16 protein-coding genes are annotated in these 19424 nt (G+C 62.1%); 7 read left to right on the plus strand and 9 right to left on the minus strand.

What is annotated here, in order from left to right:
* The first annotated feature begins 126 nt into the window (after positions 1-126).
* Positions 127-756 (plus strand): DUF4124 domain-containing protein, encoded by a 630-nt coding sequence (locus GSQ75_RS14235; protein WP_158755517.1) that lies wholly within the window; start codon positions 127-129, stop codon positions 754-756.
* Between the two features lie 163 nt (positions 757-919).
* Here the strand turns inward: GSQ75_RS14235 and GSQ75_RS14240 are convergent, their stop codons facing one another.
* Positions 920-2728 (minus strand): DUF885 domain-containing protein, encoded by a 1809-nt coding sequence (locus tag GSQ75_RS14240; RefSeq protein ID WP_158755518.1) that lies wholly within the window; start codon positions 2726-2728, stop codon positions 920-922.
* Positions 2729-2834: 106 nt separating this feature from the next.
* The gene (locus GSQ75_RS14245; RefSeq protein WP_216840691.1) at positions 2835-4187 is read right to left on the minus strand and encodes a dipeptidase; all 1353 of its coding nucleotides are present in this window, start codon (positions 4185-4187) and stop codon (positions 2835-2837) included.
* A 569-nt stretch (positions 4188-4756) separates the two neighbouring features.
* Here GSQ75_RS14245 and GSQ75_RS14250 point away from each other — a divergent pair.
* From GSQ75_RS14250 to GSQ75_RS14260, 3 genes are all read left to right on the plus strand, one after another.
* Positions 4757-6541, plus strand: a complete 1785-nt coding sequence (locus GSQ75_RS14250) for an alkaline phosphatase family protein (protein WP_158755519.1) — start codon at positions 4757-4759, stop codon at positions 6539-6541.
* A 331-nt stretch (positions 6542-6872) separates the two neighbouring features.
* Positions 6873-8129, plus strand: a complete 1257-nt coding sequence (locus GSQ75_RS14255) for a cytochrome c peroxidase (protein WP_254058586.1) — start codon at positions 6873-6875, stop codon at positions 8127-8129.
* Between the two features lie 231 nt (positions 8130-8360).
* The gene (locus tag GSQ75_RS14260) at positions 8361-9524 is read left to right on the plus strand and encodes an NAD(P)/FAD-dependent oxidoreductase (protein WP_158755520.1); all 1164 of its coding nucleotides are present in this window, start codon (positions 8361-8363) and stop codon (positions 9522-9524) included.
* Positions 9525-9621: 97 nt separating this feature from the next.
* On the opposite strand, the gene GSQ75_RS14265 is transcribed toward GSQ75_RS14260, so the two are convergent.
* The 4 genes from GSQ75_RS14265 to htpX all read right to left on the minus strand — a co-directional run bounded on the left by GSQ75_RS14265 (position 9622) and on the right by htpX (position 14889).
* The gene (locus GSQ75_RS14265; protein ID WP_254058587.1) at positions 9622-10494 is read right to left on the minus strand and encodes an isocitrate lyase/phosphoenolpyruvate mutase family protein; all 873 of its coding nucleotides are present in this window, start codon (positions 10492-10494) and stop codon (positions 9622-9624) included.
* Between the two features lie 384 nt (positions 10495-10878).
* Entirely contained in the window at positions 10879-11685 is an 807-nt protein-coding gene (locus GSQ75_RS14270; RefSeq protein ID WP_158755521.1) for an isocitrate lyase/phosphoenolpyruvate mutase family protein, read from the minus strand.
* Positions 11686-11977: 292 nt separating this feature from the next.
* Positions 11978-13846 (minus strand): molecular chaperone HtpG, encoded by a 1869-nt coding sequence (gene htpG / locus GSQ75_RS14275; protein WP_158755522.1) that lies wholly within the window; start codon positions 13844-13846, stop codon positions 11978-11980.
* 149 nt (positions 13847-13995) lie between these two features.
* Positions 13996-14889, minus strand: a complete 894-nt coding sequence (gene htpX / locus GSQ75_RS14280; RefSeq protein WP_158755523.1) for a protease HtpX — start codon at positions 14887-14889, stop codon at positions 13996-13998.
* Between the two features lie 130 nt (positions 14890-15019).
* Between htpX and gluQRS the strand changes: the two genes are divergently transcribed.
* Positions 15020-15886, plus strand: a complete 867-nt coding sequence (gene gluQRS, locus GSQ75_RS14285) for a tRNA glutamyl-Q(34) synthetase GluQRS (RefSeq protein ID WP_158755524.1) — start codon at positions 15020-15022, stop codon at positions 15884-15886.
* Between the two features lie 111 nt (positions 15887-15997).
* Entirely contained in the window at positions 15998-16738 is a 741-nt protein-coding gene (gene phbB, locus GSQ75_RS14290) for an acetoacetyl-CoA reductase (protein WP_158755525.1), read from the plus strand.
* Positions 16739-16816: 78 nt separating this feature from the next.
* Here the strand turns inward: phbB and GSQ75_RS14295 are convergent, their stop codons facing one another.
* Positions 16817-17611 (minus strand): tRNA threonylcarbamoyladenosine dehydratase, encoded by a 795-nt coding sequence (locus GSQ75_RS14295; RefSeq protein ID WP_158755526.1) that lies wholly within the window; start codon positions 17609-17611, stop codon positions 16817-16819.
* A 151-nt stretch (positions 17612-17762) separates the two neighbouring features.
* Here GSQ75_RS14295 and GSQ75_RS14300 point away from each other — a divergent pair, with 151 nt between their 5' ends.
* The gene (locus GSQ75_RS14300; protein WP_158755527.1) at positions 17763-18152 is read left to right on the plus strand and encodes a cytochrome c; all 390 of its coding nucleotides are present in this window, start codon (positions 17763-17765) and stop codon (positions 18150-18152) included.
* 12 nt (positions 18153-18164) lie between these two features.
* Here GSQ75_RS14300 and GSQ75_RS14305 read toward each other — a convergent pair whose 3' ends face one another.
* Positions 18165-18467: a DUF962 domain-containing protein gene (locus tag GSQ75_RS14305; protein WP_158755528.1), complete on the minus strand. Its 303-nt coding sequence runs from the start codon at positions 18465-18467 to the stop codon at positions 18165-18167.
* Between the two features lie 72 nt (positions 18468-18539).
* Positions 18540-19409 carry a pirin family protein gene (locus GSQ75_RS14310; RefSeq protein WP_158755529.1) on the minus strand — a complete coding sequence of 290 codons (870 nt, stop codon included), beginning with the start codon at positions 19407-19409 and terminating at the stop codon, positions 18540-18542.
* Between the last annotated feature and the right edge of the window lie 15 nt (positions 19410-19424).

A 19424-nucleotide genomic window follows, 5' to 3' on the forward strand; every position in this document is an offset into this window, starting at 1 on the left:
TTTGACGAGAGTAGCAAGCTACCTGCGGACGGCAAGCCGTGGCAGGCTGAACCATCCAGAAACTCAACCCGGCCGCCTGATTCCCTCAACATTTTCCTCACGCAGCATCGCTTTAATCGGCGCAGAATGGCCATCATCATGAAGACTCAGCTCACCCGAAAGCGTCTCGTGTGCATTGCCATCCTGCTGCTGGCCGCAGCACCCGTGGTCGGTGCGCAAAGCATCTACAAATGCACCAAGGCCGGTGGGCAGATCGAATACACCGATCATGTCTGCCGCAGCGGCAAAAGCGAGTTGATCCATCAGGCCAGCGACAGCGAAATCATCCACCAGTATATCGACCTGGGCCAGGATGGCCTCGCCAAGAACTATGCGGATTCGCATCACTTGGACGTGCTTTACACGGATCTTCTCGAAGCCCACCAGGAAAAGATGCAGGCCGAAGCTATGCTGCAAGCCAACGAAGCGAAGCAGCTCGACATCGAAGCACGGCAACAGGCGCTCATCGACCAGGCTGCCTACAATGGCCGCCTGCAGGGCGAGAACGATGCGCTACTGCAGCAGAACGAGCAGTACGCCGATCAGCAGGACGAGCCTGTCTACGGCTATGCACCTGTCTACTGGGGCGGCCTACCGTCGTACTGGAATCGCAGTCGCGGCCATGATCATGACCATGGTCACCCCCCGCCGCCGCATGGGACGCCGTCGAGACCTGCCCCACACGCATCGCCTGCCACTGTCCACGGAAAGTATTGAAGGCAGGTTTGGCAACCGGCTTTAAGCCAGTTCAACACTCAACTGAACCACGGGCACGAATGGCCAGGTCGAGTCGTTGCGCGAAAATGGCCTGACCCAGCCTTTCCCAACAGCCATCCATGACGGCCCACCCGAAGTTCGGTGGGCCGCCATGCCGACGGATTTACTGCGCTTGCTTGCCGCCGTGGGCGGGAATGAATTGCGTATCCACCGCCTCGGCCAGCTGGTCCGGCGGCAGCAGGCCCTGGGCGATCAGGAAATCATTGAACTGCTTCAGGTTGAAGTTGCTACCCAGTTCGATCTGCGTGTGCGCGCGCAGTTCCAGCAAGCGCGAGTAGCCGTAGAAGTAGGCCGTCGCCTGACCCGGCGAGCGGAACGTGAAACGGTCGAGTTCCTCACGGGCAAACGCTTCGGACAAGCCCACATCGTTGACCAGGATGTCGTGCGCACGGTCATGCGTGATCAGCCCGAGATTCAGCATCGGGTCGAGGAACGCACGCGCCGCGCGCAGCAGGCGCAGCTGCAGGGCAATCATCTGACCGCCCTTCGGCTCGTACGGCATCATCATGTATTCGGAATACAGCGCCCAGCCTTCCACGTTGACGCTGTTGAAGGCAAACAGCGAGCGTGCCAGCGACACGCCGTGCTCAACCATCGCCGAGAACTGCAGCTCGTGGCCCGGCCGACCCTCGTGCGCGGTGAGCGTCCACGCGCAGACCTTGCAGGTGAAATCGTCATAGGCCTGGTTGTCGCCCTTCCCGTTCGGCGGATTGCCCAGCGGCAGCACGAAGCTGCCGCGCTCGCCATGGTTGTTGATCAGCGGTGGCGGGTCCATGTGCGGTGCGGGTTCTTGTGCACTCTCGGCTTCCGAGGCGAGGCGCATGATCATCTGCCGATTGGGCAGCGAGACAATACCCTGCTGGCGGATGATGTCCTCGATCTTGCCGATGACCTGGTGGTAATACGGCTCGATCGAATCGCGGTCGAGCTGCTGCTTCTTCAAACCCTTGATCACGCCGCGATAGTCGGTGGCATCGATGCCCTCGGCCTTCGCCACATCCGGCGCCATCATCTGCATCTGCGCCTGGGTTTCCATGAACTCCAGCTCGGCCTTCCTGATCAGCTCCTGCGGGCTGATGTCGAGGCCAACCTGCTTGAGATTGTTGGCGTATACCGCCGGCGGCAGGCGGAAGTCGGTACGCGCATGCGGCAACACGGTGGTCTTGACCCATGCGTCGTAGTCGTCCAGCTGCTTCTGCATGGCATCCAGTGCAGGGCCGGCGCCGTCGATCTTGTACTTGGCATACAGCTTGCGGATGCCATCGACATAGCGCGCGGTATTGGCCAGGTTCTGCTCGACCTCGGCCTTGTACGGGCCGATCAGCTTCGGGTTGTCCAGCTTCGCCTGGAACAGCGCCTCGGCCTCCTTGGTCACCGGCGTACAGCCGGCGGTCATGCCGACGTAGCACTGCAGGCGCTTGAGCGCGGATGGCCGACGCGCGGCAGCGACCTGGTCCTGCAGCAGGCTGAACTCGCCCTGGAACACCGTCTGGCCGATATCGGTGTACGGCAGCAGGTATTGCTCGTTGATCTGGCTGCCATCGATATTGCGATCGGCCGCCTTGATCATGATCTGCAGATCCTGGCGCACGTCCGCATCGGTTTCCGCAGCCAGCTTTTTCTTCAAGGTATCGCGCGCTGCCGTCATCGCGGCACGCGAGCGCTGCTCTACGTCCGGCTTCAGGTCAACGACCTTGTCGTCATAGCCCGGGAAGCCGAACTGCGAGGCGAACTCGGGATTGAAATCGGCCAATACCTTCAGCAGTGGCTGGGCGTCGGCGTTGCTCTTGGCCACCCACGCCGGCGCGGCCATGGGAGCGGAAGCGGTAGTGGTCGGACTGGCGGGCGCAGCCTGTGCGGCGACAGCGCCGCCGAGTGCCAACGCAATACCTGCGATCAGTGGTTTGAACATGGATGCACCTCCCCGGAAGATACCCGAGCGTAGACCGTGCGGCGTGGCGCCGGATATGCCGAAGGTCATGCAGGGTGCCTCCGCCTGTCGCTTCATGAGGATTGCTTCAGGAGGGTTTCTTCGTGGCAGCGGCATCCAGTTGCCCGATCGTTGCCGATGATGGCGGCTCGCTTGCCTGCAGCTGCGTGGCCACGGCGGCGGCTTCGCGCAGCACCCGCAGCATGTTCCCGCCGGCCAGCTTGCCGAGTTCCTCGTCGGTCCAGCCGCGTCGTGCCAGCTCCACGAGCAGAGCCGGGTACTTGTCGACGCCTTCCAGGCCCTGCGGCGTGTCGGGAATGCCGTCGAAATCGGAACCGATCCCGACGCAGTCGATCCCGGCCACCTGGCGTAGGTGTTCGATGTGATCGGCAACCATCGCCAGCGTGACGACGGGTTTGGGATGCTGGCGGTCCCATTCGGCCAGCGCCGCCTGCGCCCGCTCGGGCTGACCGATGTAGAGGCCGGCGTAAGGTGGCGCGTTGTAGCGCGTCTGCTCGGCAGCACGATCAGCTTCCCAGCGTGCGCGTGCGGCCGAAACATAGGATGGCGCAAAGGTCGCCATGACGATGCCGTGGTTGCGCGCCACCATCTTCAGCACATCGTCCGGCACGTCGCGTGGATGATCGTCCAGCGCGCGCGCACCGGAGTGCGAAAACATCACTGGCGCGACCGAGGCATTCAGGGCGGCGCGCATCGTATCCGGGGATACATGGCTGAGATCGACCAGCATGCCGAGACGGTTCATCTCGTGCACCACCGCGCGTCCGAACGGCGTCAGTCCATGATGTTTCGGTGCATCCGTCGCGGAATCGGCCCAATCGTTGTCCAGCGTGTGGGTCAGCGTCATGTAGCGTGCACCGAGGGCGTACATCTGGCGCAGCACCGGCAACGAGTCGTCAATCTGGTGACCGCCTTCGATGCCGATCAGCGACGCCACGCGGCCGGCCTTGAATGCCTGCATGATGTCGTCCGCCGAATAGGCCATCTGCAGTTCCTTCGGATAGCGCGCCACCATGGTATGCACGATATCGATCTGCTCGATCGTCATCTTCACCGCCGCCGGGCCGGTGACCGTAGGCGGAATCCACACCGACCAGAACTGCGCACCGAGATGGCCTTGGTGCAGGCGCGGAATGTCCGTCATCAGCGGCGCCGGCATTTCACCGTCTTCCGGTTTCGACGGAAGGTTTGCGGTACTGACGCCGAGGTCCACGCCGGCCGCATTGCCGAAACGTTCGCGGATTTCCCACGCCAGATCGTTGTGGCCATCGATCAACGGCGTCTTCGCGAGCACACGATCGACGCGCGCAGCCAGAGCGACATCGTCTGCTCGGGTCGCCATTGCCGGCGACGCGCACAGGGTTGCCAGGATCGTGGCCATGCCGACCATGGCCTGGGTCGAGCGTCTACTGATCTTCATGTCCCATATCCCCTGTTGTTGCGGATGCACCAAGGAGCTGCTTCGCGCATGCCGCCTGTCTACTTCACTCTAGCCGTCGGAAGGAAAGATGCGCCCTTCGCCATCCATTTCACAATTTAGCGTCTAAAAGCTCTTGGCTCGACATAAATACACGACGAAGGCACAAAAGCGATCCCGGTCTTCGCCGGGATGACGGGTAGTGGGGGATGGCGGCAGAAACGGGCCAGTATGTCGTGGCCGGCTTCGCGCAGCAGCCGGGCGAGATGCGAACCCATCTTGTAGTCGCGCAGCGTGCGACAGGATGTTCACTGCCAGCAACGTGTCCGGGTGCATCGCCGTTTCTTGCTGCGGGTGAACCGGCATGGCCTGTTTCACTCCGCCATTTGAAACGGACGCCATTCAAGCGCCGAACTGTCTCGGAATGTTCATACCCGGATGGTGAAATCGCCTTCGCCGCGCGCGTCCCTGCAATGGTTTGCCGTAACCACAAGGCGATTCATTGAATTCGCTACGGCTCGCCCTCTCCGGTCAGCCCTGTCCTCGTTGCATCTATCAACAGGAGTTCTCGTATGTCCCGCCCTCATCTATTCCACAAGACATTGCTATGCGCTTCGATCGCCTCGACGGGATTCGCATTCGCAGTTTCCGCCCAGGTGGCACCACCTGCGGGCACGGTTCTTTCCCCGGGCCAGGTGATCCCCGGGCCCATGCCGCACATCACTCCCCAGGATGCCGTACCTACTGCCACGCCGATCAAGCATCTGGTGGTCATCTTTGGCGAGAACCGCTCGTTCGATCATTATTTCGGCACCTACCCGGTGGCTCAGAACCCGCCTGGCGAACCGGTATTCACCGCAGAGCCATCGACGCCAGCCGTGCAGGGCCTTACGCCCGCCCTGTTGACGCAGAACCCGAACGCGCTCAATCCGCTCAACGGCGTCAACGCGGTCAATCCGTTCCGACTGGATCGCACGCAGGCCAATACCGAAGGCCAAAACCACTCCTACACGCCGGAACAGCTGGCCTACGATAACGGCGCGTCGGATTTGTTCCCCGCCTACACCGGCAACAACACCGTCAGCAGCGCCGGCACCTTTGGCACCCACGGTCTGGTCATGGCTTATTTCGACGGCAACACCGTGACCGCGATGTGGAACTACGCCCAGCATTTTGCGCTGAATGACAATGCATATACCGATACCTACGGGCCCTCTACACCGGGCGCGTTGGAGGTGGTCTCCGGTACCACCAACGGTGCCCAGGCAGTCGTTGGTTCCGCATCGACCATTCCCGATACCCAGGGCGGTTTGACTCTGATAGGCGACACCGATCCGGCCTACGATAGCTGCTCGTCGGTCTCCAGCACGGCCCGGATGACCTCGAAGAACATCGGCGATCTGCTGAACGCCAACAATTTGACCTGGGGCGGATTCATGGGTGGTTTCGACCTGACCGCCACCAACAGCAATGGAACCACGGGCTGCGCACGCAGCACCTATTCAAGCGTGCTGGGGGCGACCAAGACCGACTATACCCCCCATCACAACTGGTTCCAGTACTTCGCATCCACAGCGAACTCGACCCATGCGCGTCCCAGCTCGATCGCCAAGATCGGCTATACCGACCCGAAGGACAGCGGCGGCACGCCGGTCCATCACGAGTACGACGTCAACGATTTCTTCAGCGCCGTGTCAGCGGGCAACTTCCCGTCGGTGAGCTATCTGAAAGCGCCGGCGGTGGACGATGCACACCCGGGCAATTCGGATCCTCTGGATGAACAGGAATTCGTCGTCAAGGTCATCAACTTCCTGGAGAAGCAGCCCGACTGGAAGGATACGGCGGTCATCATCACCTACGACGATTCCGATGGCTGGTACGACCATCGCTATGCATCGCCCACCACGTCTTCGTTCGACTCAACCACGCCGCAGGGTTCGGTAACTGGCGCAGATCAGCTCAATGGCCACGGCATCTGCAACAGCACCAATGCCCAGCCAGGCATCGGCGTGAATGGTGGCGTCGTCAATGGACGCTGTGGACCCGGCACGCGCGTTCCATTCCTGGTCATATCGCCCTACGCGCGCGTCAATTACGTCGACGATACCCGTATCACGCAGTCCTCGGTGGTGCGCTTTATCGAGGACAACTGGCTCGGTGGCGAGCGCATCGGCCAAGGTTCGAACGACGCGACAGCCGGAAGCATCATGAGCATGTTCGATTTCAATCGTAACCAGTTCGATCTTGCACGCCCGCTCTTCCTGGACCCTCTCCTGGGTACCAAGGTCCCAACGCCGATCGATCCCCGCCCGCAGCAAAGCGCCCAGGTCGCGGTGCTTTCAAATAAAGCCCTGTAAGTCGGAAGGACTGCATCCCTGCTCAGGTTGACTGGGCAGGGATGCTCCCGCGGCCGCTTGGTACTTATCCAAATATCGTCGCCCTCATCGATGAGGGAACCCATGCTGGTTCGCTCCCGTCAACCGTATTGAAGCTACCGGATTACTGCTCTTGCCATTTGTTGCCCGATCATCCGAACGCCCTGTATCCCGCAGCAACATTCATCTGCTGAAGGCCGCTTTCGTTCTTGTTTCAGGTTGCCTGCTCGCCTGTGGACTAACCGGTCATGCCGTTGCGCAAACTGTTGCCGCAACGACTGCTGTGGATGGCGTCAACCCTCATCCTGTCCAGTTGAACCTTCCACCAGCGGGGTCGCTAAGTGCGGTGGCGCAACTGGGCAAGCTGCTGTTTTTCGATCGTTCGCTATCGGCCTCGGGGCGGCAATCCTGCGCGTCCTGCCATAGCCCAAAATACGCTTACAACCCGCCCAACAAACTGACCGTCCAGCCGGGCGGCCGGGATCTGAAAAGCTTCGGCGACCGGCCACCTCCGTCGCTGGCCTATCTCTACCGGCAACAACCTTTCAGCATAGGCCCGGATACCGGCCCGGATACCGGCCCGGATGATGCGCCCGTCAATCTCAATACGGTGGCGGCCTCGGCCGGCAGCGATCCCAAGATGCAAAAATCGGCCGGCACCATGCAACCGACAGCCATGGTGCCTCAGGGCGGATTGTTCTGGGACGGTCGCGCCGACTCGCTGCAACGGCAGGCCTTTCTGCCCGCGCTTGATCCGATGGAAATGGCCAACGACAGCGTGACCATGATCGCCAGCGAATTGACCCATGCCGATTACCGCCAGAGGTTCGTCCAGCTGTTCGGCCCGACCATCTTCAACGATCCGGATCGACTGGTGTCCGAGGCCATGTTTGCCATCGTTCGCTACCAGATCGAAGACCCGTCCTTTCACGCCTTCACCAGCAAGTACGATGCATGGCTGCAGGGCAACGCAAAGCTCACCCCGGCCGAAGCGCGCGGCATGCAGCTCTTCAACGATCCGCAAAAAGGCAATTGCGCCGCCTGTCATTTGAGCCAGCCAAGCCGCGACGGCCTGCCGCCGCTATTCACCGATACCCAATACGAGGCACTTGGTGTGCCACGCAACCCGCACCTGCCGCTCAACAAAGATCCGAAGTTCTTCGACCTCGGCCTGTGCGGCCCCGTCCGCAAGGATCTGGCGCAGCAGACGCAATACTGCGGCATGTTCCTGACCCCGACCCTGCGCAATGCCGACCGACGTTCGGTGTTTTTCCACAATGGCGTGTATCACACCCTGCAGCAGGTGCTGGACTTCTACAATCTGCGCAGCGTTCAACCCGAAAAAATCTATCCGCGTGATGCCAGTGGCAAGCTCGTGCTGTACAACGACATCCCGAAAACATTGCAGGGCAACGTGGACATCAAGGATGCTCCGTTCGATCTCCACGCCGGCGACAAGCCACCGCTGAGCAAACTGGACATGCTGGACATCATTGCCTTCATCCATACGCTGGACGATGGGTATACGCCGGCAGCGCAGCCGACTAAGCGCGATGCCATGGTCAGATAATCAAGCCTCCTCATTCTTCGCAAGTTGCCTCGGTCATCGGCGCCTCATATCCGTCCCTGCAGGCGATTTTCAGCGACGCCATCATGGCGCAATTCGTGACCTGGAGTGCACTCTGATCCCAGTTTCGGACGGCTGCGCCATTGCCTCGGTAATGGACTGCAGAATGAGCCAGGGGTAAGGTGCGTCGCATCCGCAGTTGCCGCGTGTGGACTCTGGAGCGGACGGGAACCGATGGTGAATGCAGACGCGATCGTTGTCGGCGCGGGTCCTGCAGGTCTGGCCTGCGCCGCGACCATGCGTCGGTTCGGCCTCAGGGTAGTGATACTGGAAAAGGCCGATGCAGTCGCTTCGGTATGGCGGCACCACTACGACCGGCTGCATCTGCACACGGATCGTGGACACTCCGCGTTGCCCGGCATGGCCATGCCGCGTACCTATCCGAGATACCCATCGCGCGCGCAAGTCATCGAATATCTCGAAGGCTACGCAGCACACTTCGGCCTTGAGCCGATCTTCGGCAGCGTGGTGCGAAACGTTCGCCGCGACGGTAGGACGTGGCGTGTCGACACCGCGCAGAAATCCTTCATAGCGCCTGTCGTCGTCATCGCGACCGGCTGGGCCGACTTCCCCCATCGGCCGACATGGCCCGGATCGGACGTCTATCAGGGGGTCGTCATCCACAGCACCAGCTATGCAAATCCCGCGGCCTTTGCGGGCAAGCGCGTCCTCGTGGTCGGATTCGGAAATTCAGGCGGTGAGATTGCGCTCGACCTGGCCGAAGCCAACGTCGACGTGACCCTGGCCGTGCGTGGCCCGGTGCAGATCCTGCCGCGCGAATTGCTTGGTCTTCCGATCCTGACCTGGGCAATCGCAGAAGCGCACCTGCCCGCGCGCGTGGCTGATTTCATCAATGCACCCGCCATCCGGCTTGCCGTCGGCCCCGTCAGGAATCTCGGACTGAAGATTGCCAGCAAGGGACCACGCCGCATGATCGAGGAGGACCGCCGTGTGCCATTGCTCGATGTGGGTACGTTGGCACGGATCAGGGACGGTACGATCAAGATACGCGGCGACATCGAGCGATTCACCCGCGATGGCGTGATCTTCACCGGCTCACCCGAAGAGAAGTTCGATGGCGTCATTCTCGCGACCGGCTTTCGCCCTGACCTGCGCAAGCTGTTGCCGGAAGCACATGGCGTATTCGATGCCAAAGGCATGCCACTCGCCTCGGGCCAGACCACGTCGGAGCCAGGGCTCTTTTTCTGTGGCCTGATCGCTTCGCCGACAGGCCAACTGCGTGAGATCGGGATCGAAGCGCAGCGCATTGCGCGTCTGGCCAAAACCTATCTATCGGACGGCCCCGCCGAACACGCTGCGGAAGTCGGCAAGAAATAAAGGCGCGGCAACGGATTGGAGCCATTCAACTTCATGGCCACATACGATCGTATGTGGCCGTGACCCACTTCGCTTTACAAAGAATCGCGGCAGAGCTTCAAGCGAAGCTGGCGAAAATATCGTTCAGTTGCCTGCCGGGCGTTCCATTGGCCAGACCCTTAAACGAACCGGTCCTCATCTGTTCGGCAGCCATAAATGCCGCGCCCCAGGCAGCCCGTGCCAACGCACCGCCAATACTGATGCGTCGCACGCCGAGATCGGCCAGTTCGGCAACGCTCCATCCGGTGTCCATGACCAGGACATTGAGCGGCTTGGGTGCCACCGCACGGACCATCGTCGCGATATGGGCCTTGTCGCGTACGCCCGGTGCATAGAGGCAATCGGCCCCCGCCATGGCAAAGGCAACCAGCTTGTCGATGGCCGGCGTGATGGCATCGGCATCGTGCAGCAGGCCCTCGGTACGAGCCACCAATATGACGTCCTCGCCCGACCGGTCGATCGCTGCACGGGCAGCACGGATGCGTTCCGCCGCAAAGGCACTGTCGTAGAGGCCGAACGGAGCCTCGATATCGCGATCCTCAATCGAGAGGCCAGCCACACCCGCCTGCACGGCGAGCCCGACATTGACCGCTACCCCTTCGGGATCGGATGCAAAACCGGACTCGAAATCGGCGTTCACCGGCAGGTCAACCGCTTCGCACAGATAAGCCAGATGCTGTAGCACATCCGTGAGCGTCACCGCGTAGTCGGGGCGACCTGTTGACCAGGCATAACCCGAACTAGTCGAGGCCAGCGCTGCAAAGCCCAGATGCTGCAACATCCGTGCACTGCCCACATCCCAGGGATTGGGCAGCACGAAACAGCCTTGCTGGTGCAGGGCGCGAAAGGTGGTGCGTTTGTCAGCAACTGTACGAGTCATAGGAACCTCATCTCGGTATGCGCGAAGAACCGGGTATCGAATGGTGGTCAACTTCCCATTTCTACCTGAAGGACTTAATAAGTGCACTGGCTGCCGAGAAATCCTGGAATCTCAGAAAAAATTCCAAGGCTGCACTTCTCAAGCTCAAGGATGTCGGGGATATGTGTGCCCACAGCCGCCGATTCATCGCACAACGTCAAGACATAGATAAACTCATATCGAACTTTCGGATCATTGTCCAAGAGCTTGTCGCGCTAGCGCAGCTTAAGTAAGTCCTTACAGAGCCTGGTCATCCCCAGCTTGTAGGGCGCCAAAGGCGCACGAAAGCTCTTGCCTGTGAGCGCCGATGTAACAGTGAGCATGGAGCTGAAGACACTGGACCCCAGCCTACGCTGGGGTGACGGGCAGGTAGGATTCCTGCGAGTGCTTTGTCGCTTACGTTTCGGCGAACAAGGCCTGGATCCGGACGTACGGCATGGCGCCTTTGGCCAGCGACTCGGAGCGCCCGCTATCGAGAAAATCCCGCGCCAATGTTTCCGCGTGGCCCCACAGCATCTGCGAAATACCGGAGCCTGCGCTGAAGCGTCGCACGCCGAGCTGACCCAGCTCGTGGACCGGCATCAGGCCTGGCCACGCCATCACGTTGAGCGGCAGGCCTACCTTCGCCACGATGGCCTGGATCTCCGCCGGTTCGTGCAGACCCGGAACAAACAAGCCATCGGCACCGGCCGCGCGATAGATCGCGCCGCGCGACAGCGTTTCGTCGACCCGCTGCGAGGCATCGACCAGGTTGGCCAGGTACACGTCAGTGCGTGCATTCACGAAGATGTCCGAACCGGCCTTTGCGGCGATGTTCCTGATCGCTTCGATTTTCGCGGCAAGCGTGGCCGGCGCGTAGGCGCCATCCTCGATATTGATGCCGGCGACGCCGACATCGAGCAGCCGCCGGATCGTCTCGCCTACCGTCGCGGCATCATCGGCATAACCGTTTTCCATGTCGACCGACAACGGCACCGTGAGGACCCGCGCGATGCCGGCCGCGGCATGGATCGCGGCGTCCACCGGCAGTTTTCCCCCATCCGCGTAGCCAAGCGCCCAGGCCAATCCCGCGCTGGTGGTGGCGATGGCCGTGGCACCCAGGCTTTCGAACAATCTGGCACTGCCGGCGTCCCAGGCATTGGGCAGCCGCAATGGCTGCGGGCCACCATGCAACTGACGGAAGATTGCTGCGTTCGCGGACATGTCGACCTCCGATGCATCGCCGATGCGGATCGTGCATTCTGCTCGAAGTTTCATCCTGGCGACAGGGACACCGTTGCAACGGTTCTCCGTGATATCACGAAGCGCATGGGGAAATTTTTCGCTAGATAACCAGTAGATACATCGAGCACGGCCCAGGATGGCCCGCCGCTCTAGATATGGCGAAGGCACAAAAGCGATTCCGGCCTTCGCCGGAATGACGAGTAGTAGTGGATGGCGAAAAAAAAGGCCGCCTAGTCGGCGGCCTTCTCATATCAGCAACGCGCGCTGCGCCTCACCCCAATAACACCCGATTCATCCTTTGTACGAACGCCGACGGATCCGGCAACTGCGCCCCGGCTGCGATCTCCGCCTGCTCCAGCAACAGCGTGGCCAGATCCTTCGCCTTCGATTCATCAGCTTCCGCCTCGACACGCTTCAGCAACGCATGCTGCGGATTGATCTCCAGCGTCGGCTTGTTGTCCGGCATGTCGTGGCCGGCTTCGCGCAGCAGGCGAGCCAGGTGTGGGGCCATCTCGTAGTCGCTCAGCGCGAGGCACGACGGTGAATCGGTGAGGCGGGCGGAGACGCGCACGTCGCCGACGCGATCGCCGAGCAGGTCCTTGAGTTTCTTGACCAGCGGCTCGGCCTCCTTCGCCGACTCCTCCTGCTTCTTCTTGTCGGCCTCGTCCAGCGGCAGTTCGCCCTTGGCGACGTTCTGCAGTTTCTTGCCGCTGTATTCGCTCAAGGAGCCGAGCATCCATTCGTCGATGCGGTCGGACATCAGCAGCACTTCGATGCCCTTGGCCTTGAACGCTTCCAGCTGCGGGCTGCCCAGCGCGGCGGCGTAGCTGTCGGCGGTGATGAACCAGATGCTGTCCTGGCCCACCGGCATGCGGCCGATGTAGTCGTCGAACGAGACGGTCTGCGCGCTGCCGTCACCTTTCGTGGAGGCGAAGCGCAGCAGTTTGGCGATGCGCTCGCGGTTGTTCGCATCCTCGCTGATGCCTTCCTTGAGCGTGTTGCCGAACGCCTTGTAGAAGATGGCGAATTTTTCCGGCTCGTCCTTGGCCAGCTTTTCGATCAGGTCGAGCACGCGCTTCACGCAGGCGGACTTGATGCGCTCGAGCTGGCGGTTCTGCTGCAGGATCTCGCGGCTCACGTTGAGCGGCAGATCATCCGCATCGACCACGCCGCGCACGAAGCGCAGGTAGTTCGGCAGCAGTTCCTCGGCTGCGTCCATGATGAAGACGCGCTTGATGTACAGCTTCAATCCCTTGCGCTCGTCGCGGCCGCCCATCATCAGGTCGAACGGTGGCTGCGACGGGATGTACAGCAAGGTGGTGAAGCTCTGGCTGCCCTCGACGCGGTTGTGGGTCCAGGCCAGCGCGTCGTTGAAATCGTGGCCGAGCGACTTGTAGAAGCTCTGGTAGTCCTCGTCGCTGATCTCCGATTTCGGCTTGGTCCACAGCGCCGAGGCGGCGTTGATGGTTTCCCATTCGTCGGTCGACTTGCCGTCCTTCTCCACCGGCATGCGGATCGGGAAGGCGACGTGGTCGGAGTACTTGGTGATCAGCGAACGCAGCTGCCAGCGCTTGAGGAACTCGTCCTCGTCGGCCTTCAGATGCAGGATCACCGCGGTGCCGCGCTCGGCCTGCTCGACCTGCTCCAGCGAATACTCGCCCTTGCCGTCACTCTCCCACTTCACGCCGTCGCTCGCCGGCGCATCGGCGCGGCGGGTGATCACGGTGACCTTGTCGGCCACCACGAAAGCGGAATAGAAGCCCACGCCGAACTGGCCAATCAGCCGCGCGTCGGCCTTTTGCTCACCCGACATCGCCTCGAGGAAGCGCTTGGTGCCGGAGCTGGCGATGGTGCCGATGTTCGCCACCACCTCGTCGCGGTTCATGCCGACGCCGTTGTCGCGGATGGTGACGGTGCGCGCGTCCAGATCCCAGCTCACGTCGATATGCAGCTCGCTGTCGCCGGCCATCAGCTCGGGCTTGGCGATCGACTCGAAGCGCAGCTTGTCGCAGGCATCGGAGGCGTTGGAGATCAGCTCGCGCAGGAAGATTTCCTTGTGCGAGTACAGCGAATGCGTGACCAGGTGCAGCACCTGGGCGACTTCGGCTTCGAATTTGCGGGTTTCGGCGGGTGCGGTCATGAGTCGATGTTCCGTTGATGCGTTGATGTTTTTAGATCGTCATTCCGGCGCAGGCCGGAATCGCATTCGCGCCTTACGTGGTCGTATCGAATGTGCGATTCCGGCCTGCGCCGGAATGACGGATTGGGGAGTTTACGGTGCAACCGTGCCTATCCGGCGTTCTGAAGCGCCGCGATGCGCTCGTCCAACGGCGGATGGCTCATGAACAGTTTCCTGAAGCCGTCCGCCAGCGGGCCTGAGATGCCGAACGCGGCAATGGTGTTCGGCAGGGTGCTTTCGCCGTGGTTGGCCTGCAGCCGTTGCAGTGCGGAGATCATCGCGCCGCGACCGGCGAACTTGGCGCCCGCGGCGTCGGCGCGGAATTCGCGCCAGCGCGAGAACGCAGCGACGATCATCGAGGCGAACAGGCCGAATACCACCTGCAGCACCATCACCACCACGAAGTAGCCGATGCCACCACCGCCACGATTGTCGTCGCGGCCGCCGGACATCCAGCTGTCGACCGCGCGGCCGACGATGCGCGCGGCGAGGATCACCAGCGTGTTCAGCACGCCCTGGATCAAGGTCAGCGTCACCATATCGCCGTTCGCCACATGGCCAATCTCGTGACCCAGCACGGCAGTGATCTGCTCGCGATCCATCTGCTGCAGCAGGCCGGAGCTGACCGCGACCAGCGAGCTGTTCTTCGTCATGCCGGTGGCGAACGCGTTCATTTCCGGGGCGTCGTAGATCGCCACCTCAGGCATGCCGATGCCGGCGTTCTGGGCGTGACGACGCACGGTATCGACCAGCCAGCGCTCGGTCTCGTTCTGCGGCTGGGTGATCACCCGCGCGCCGGTGGACATCTTGGCCATCCACTTGGAGATGGCCAGCGAAATGAAGGCACCGCCCATGCCGAATACCGCGGCGAAGGCCAGCAGGCCACCCATGCCGCCATAGCCGCGGCTGGCCGCCATCTGGTCGATGCCAAACAAATGGCAGACGATGCTCAGCAGGAGCAGGACGGCGAGGTTGGTACCGATGAACAATGCGATGCGACGCATGGCTGTCTCTCTTTGGCAGTCATGAAGGTGGATGCACGCTTGGCGCGCAGGTGAAAATTCGGGGCGCGGATGCACAGTTTCAAGGGTCCACGGCGCCTTACGGCCGCCAGGTGTGCCCTAAAATGGCCGCATGACCTATCGCGGCCGCTTTGCCCCCTCGCCCACCGGGCACCTGCATTTCGGCTCGCTGGTGGCTGCGGTGGGCAGCTGGCTGTGCGCACGGCATGCCGGCGGCCAGTGGTTGCTGCGGATGGAGGATATCGACCCGCCGCGCGAAGTGGCCGGCTCAGCGGCCAGTATCCTCGCTGCGTTGCCGGCCTTTGGCGTCGACCCCGACGTAGCGCCGCTGTTCCAGTCGCAACGCATCGCGGCGTATGACGCAGCGTTCGAACAGTTGCGCACAGCGGGCCGGGTATTTCCCTGCTGGTGCAGCCGCAGCGAACTGGCTGCCGCTGGCGGCATCCATCGCGACGGGCAGTGTGTGGCTGCCGCCGACCCGGATCGGCTGCCCGCGTGGCGCCTGCACGTGCCGGATATCGAGGTGACTTTCGATGACGCGCTGCTGGGGCCGCAACGTGAGAACCTGCGCGAGAGCGTTGGGGATTTCGTGATACGCCGGGCCGAAGGTTTCTATTCGTACCAGCTGGCCTGCGTGGTGGACGACGCATTCCAGGGAATCACCGACGTGGTACGCGGCAGCGACCTGCTAGATTCCACCGCGCGGCAGATCTGGCTGCAGCGCTGCCTGGCCGTGCCGACGCCCAGATATCTGCATCTGCCGCTGGTGCTGGATGCCGAGGGCTACAAGCTGTCGAAGTCCGACCAGGCTTATCCGGTCGATCCGGCAGCCCCTTTACCGGCGTTGCGACAGGCCCTGGCCTTCTTGTCGGTGCCGGTGCCGATGGCCGCGATGGAGGTGCCGGATTTGCTGGCGCATGCGCTGGCGAATTTCGATCCGGCACTTTTGCCGCAATGCAGCGGTCACTCTGTCGCCTGAAACGCTATAAAGCATGAACAACCCGGCTCTCCATGGCATCGGATTGCAGCAATCCGATGCCATGATCCCGGACCCACAGCCCTCTGCTTTACCTCACAGGAGATCATGGACATGACACAGCGCACGGCATTGGTCACGGGCGGCACCGGCGGCATCGGCAGCGCGATCATCCGCTACCTCGCCAGCCAGGGGCACCGGGTCGCCACCAACTACCGCGATCAGGCCAAGGCCGAGGCATGGCACGACGCGATGGCGAAGGATGGGATCGAGGTGTGCATGGTGCAGGGCGACGTCACCGACCCGACCGGTTGCGACGCGATGATCCGCGCCATCGAGGAAAAATGCGGCCCGATCGACATCCTGGTCAACAACGCCGGCATCACCCGCGACAGCACCTTCCACAAGATGAACTACCAGCAGTGGACGGACGTGATCAGCACCAACTTGAACGCCTGCTTCAACGTCACCCGCCCGGTGATTGACGGCATGCGCGCGCGCAAGTGGGGCCGCATCGTGCAGATCAGCTCGATCAACGGCCAGAAGGGCCAGTACGGCCAGGCCAACTACGCCGCCGCAAAGGCCGGCATGCACGGCTTCACGATTTCGCTGGCGCAGGAGAACGCGAAGTTCGGCATCACCGTGAACACCGTCTCGCCCGGCTATGTCGGCACCGACATGGTGATGGCGGTGCCGGAGGAAGTGCGCGAGAAGATCGTGGCGCAGATCCCGGTCGGCCGCCTGGGTCGCCCCGATGAAATCGCGCACGCCGTGGCGTTCTTTGCCGGTGATCAGGCGAGCTGGATCACCGGTGCGAACCTGGCGATCAATGGTGGGCATTACATGGGTTGGTGACCGAAGATCAGGAGTGAGTGGAGAGAAGTGAGAAAAGAGAGAAAGCCCGGCTCTTACTCACTTCTCACTTCTCTCCACTCACTTCTCGCCCTTCCCCAGCAACTTCTCCAGCACCTTGCCGACTGCCGCGAACGCAAACGCGCCGGTGACATGCGTGGCCGCGCCCAGGCCTCCGCCGCAAGCCAGATTCAACGCATCGCCACCGGGTGGCCGGTTGCCGCAGACGGTGCCATCAGGCTGCGGGTACTGCACGTTCTGCAATGAGTACACCGCCGACACGCCGAAGTAGCGGTCCGGATTGCGCGGAAAGTTGAAGTCGGTGCGGAGCTTCTTGCGGATCAGGCTGAACATCGCGTCGTGTTCGGTGCGCGACAGGTCGCGCACGCGGATCTGTGTGGAATCGGTACGCCCGCCGGCCGAACCGACACTGACGATCGGCAGCTTGCGCCGACGGCACCAGGCGATCGTCTCGAGCTTTACGCGGAATGCATCGCAGGCATCGAGCACCACGTCGTAGCCGCGATCGAGCAGTTCATCCAGTGTGGATGGTGTGAGGAAGCGTTCGATCGGCTCCAGCTGGATCGCCGGGTTGATCGCCTTCGCCCGCGCGGCGATCACCCCGACCTTGGACTTGCCGAACTCGCCATCCAGCGCATGCAGCTGGCGGTTGGTGTTGGACACGCAGACTTCGTCGGCATCGATCAGGGTGAGCCGGCCGACCCCGCTGCGCGCCAGTGCCTCGGCCGCCCACGAACCGACGCCGCCGATGCCGATCACGCAGACATGCGCCTGCGCCAGCGTGGCTACGCTGCCGATACCGTACAGGCGTTCGACGCCAGCGAAGCGTTCGGCTGGAAATTCCACCTCGTTCATGTCGACATGCTACGCGTGCACTTGGGGTTGTCTGCGAATGTCACGGGATGATCCTGTTGCGGTGTAAGCGCCATTATCGCGCCTGCGCGGATGCAACGCATCGGCGCGGGTTATTCTTGCCGCCTTCTTTGTCACCTGCGGAAACGAATCGATGCGCGTCGCTCTGTTGCTTCTGCTGGGCCTGGTGATTGGCGTGATTGGCACCGTCAACGTCATGAGTACGTTGAGTGCGCGCAATCCGATGCCGAAGGCAGTGATGCACACCATGGGCTACCACATGGGTGAACTGGGCCAGGCGCTGAAGGCGAAGCAGTGCGAAGCGGTCAGCATCGAACATCACCTGCAGCGCCTGCAGTCCACCGCAACCGATATCGTGCCGGTGTTTGGCGTGACCGAAAAAGACTTTACTGACGATGCCAACCAGTTGCAGGCGCACGTGCAGCAAGCGTTGCAGGCCGCGCCTGCGGATTGCGCGGCGCTCGCTGTAGCGATCAAGCCGATCGACGACACCTGCAAAAGCTGTCACCAGAAATACCGCTGACGCATTCCGCGGTCAGAAGCTGACTTTCCCGCGCAGCATCTGTCCGTACATCACCCAGTCGCCGAGCAGGCTGTACAGCGGATGCTTGAACGTGGCCGGACGGTTCTTTTCGAAAACGTAATGGCCCACCCAGGCGCAACCGTAACCGACTACGGGCATCAACCATAGCCAGCTGAGCTGGCCGGTCAGCAGCGCCACCAGCAGCACCACGATCACCAAGGTGCTGCCGATGAAGTGCATGCGACGGCAGCTGCGGTTGCTGTGTTCGGTCAGGTAGTAGGGATAGAACTCGCTGAAATTGCTGAAACCGGACATGCGCTAACCCCGTGACGGATCGACCCGGACAGCGTGACCCGGCCAAGCTTTCGATGCAACCGGCGGCACCGGTCAAGGCAACGGAATGAATTCGTCCTCGTCGCCTACCACCTTGCCCATGCGCTGCGCCTGCCAGTCGTCCTTGGCCTGTTCGATGCGCTCTTTCGTGCTGGCGACGAAGTTCCACCACAGATGGCGCTCGCCATCCAGCGGCGCACCACCGAACAGCAGCAGCTTGCTGTCCCCGCTTGCGCGTAACGATGGCGCAAATGGCCCGGTCTGCACGGCCATCTGCTCGGTGGCAAGATCGAGCTCACCCCAGCGAACCGCACCGTCGACGACGAAAACACCACGCTCGACATGCTCCTGCGGCAACGCCAGTTCGGCGCCGGCAGCCAGTTGCACCTCAAGCAGGAACATCGGCGCGAATACCTTGACCGGTGACTGCTGTCCATACGCGCTGCCGGCAATCAACACCGCCTCCATGCCCGGCTGACGAATCGTCGGCAATACCGCGCGATCGTGGTGATGGAATTCCGGTGCGATCTCGGCGTCGGCCTGCGGCAGCGCCACCCAGATCTGCACGCCATGCAGGGCTTGCCCATCGCGACGCTCGTCCGGTGGTGTGCGCTCTGAATGCACGATGCCGCGTCCGGCGGTCATCCAGTTCACTTCGCCGGGACGGATGTCGGCCACGCTGCCGATGCTGTCACGGTGGCGGATCGCCCCTTCGAACAGCCAGCTCACCGTAGCCAGTCCGATATGCGGATGCGGCCGCACGTCCATGCCATTGCCGGGCGCAAAAGTCGCCGGGCCCATGTGATCGAAGAACACCAGCGGCCCGACATGGCGCGCCTGCAACACCGGCAACATCCGCCGCACGGTAAAGCCGTCGCCAAGATCATGCAGGCGGCCTTCAATCAGGGTCGGATTTGCTTCCATCACGTTCTCCTTGGA

The organism is Dyella sp. S184 (genome assembly GCF_009766065.1).
Lineage (GTDB): Bacteria > Pseudomonadota > Gammaproteobacteria > Xanthomonadales > Rhodanobacteraceae > Rhodanobacter.

What these genes read in the sequence shown, in the direction of transcription:
- GSQ75_RS14235 (WP_158755517.1), top strand. Translation starts at nt 127, where the DNA reads ATGGCCATCATCATGAAGACTCAGCTCACCCGAAAGCGTCTCGTGTGC.
- GSQ75_RS14240 (WP_158755518.1), bottom strand. Translation starts at nt 2,728, where the DNA reads ATGTTCAAACCACTGATCGCAGGTATTGCGTTGGCACTCGGCGGCGCT.
- htpG (WP_158755522.1), bottom strand. Translation starts at nt 13,846, where the DNA reads ATGACCGCACCCGCCGAAACCCGCAAATTCGAAGCCGAAGTCGCCCAG.
- GSQ75_RS14250 (WP_158755519.1), top strand. Translation starts at nt 4,757, where the DNA reads ATGTCCCGCCCTCATCTATTCCACAAGACATTGCTATGCGCTTCGATC.
- GSQ75_RS14245 (WP_216840691.1), bottom strand. Translation starts at nt 4,187, where the DNA reads ATGAAGATCAGTAGACGCTCGACCCAGGCCATGGTCGGCATGGCCACG.
- GSQ75_RS14270 (WP_158755521.1), bottom strand. Translation starts at nt 11,685, where the DNA reads ATGTCCGCGAACGCAGCAATCTTCCGTCAGTTGCATGGTGGCCCGCAG.
- GSQ75_RS14260 (WP_158755520.1), top strand. Translation starts at nt 8,361, where the DNA reads ATGGTGAATGCAGACGCGATCGTTGTCGGCGCGGGTCCTGCAGGTCTG.
- GSQ75_RS14300 (WP_158755527.1), top strand. Translation starts at nt 17,763, where the DNA reads ATGCGCGTCGCTCTGTTGCTTCTGCTGGGCCTGGTGATTGGCGTGATT.
- gluQRS (WP_158755524.1), top strand. Translation starts at nt 15,020, where the DNA reads ATGACCTATCGCGGCCGCTTTGCCCCCTCGCCCACCGGGCACCTGCAT.
- htpX (WP_158755523.1), bottom strand. Translation starts at nt 14,889, where the DNA reads ATGCGTCGCATCGCATTGTTCATCGGTACCAACCTCGCCGTCCTGCTC.
- GSQ75_RS14310 (WP_158755529.1), bottom strand. Translation starts at nt 19,409, where the DNA reads ATGGAAGCAAATCCGACCCTGATTGAAGGCCGCCTGCATGATCTTGGC.
- GSQ75_RS14305 (WP_158755528.1), bottom strand. Translation starts at nt 18,467, where the DNA reads ATGTCCGGTTTCAGCAATTTCAGCGAGTTCTATCCCTACTACCTGACC.
- phbB (WP_158755525.1), top strand. Translation starts at nt 15,998, where the DNA reads ATGACACAGCGCACGGCATTGGTCACGGGCGGCACCGGCGGCATCGGC.
- GSQ75_RS14295 (WP_158755526.1), bottom strand. Translation starts at nt 17,611, where the DNA reads ATGAACGAGGTGGAATTTCCAGCCGAACGCTTCGCTGGCGTCGAACGC.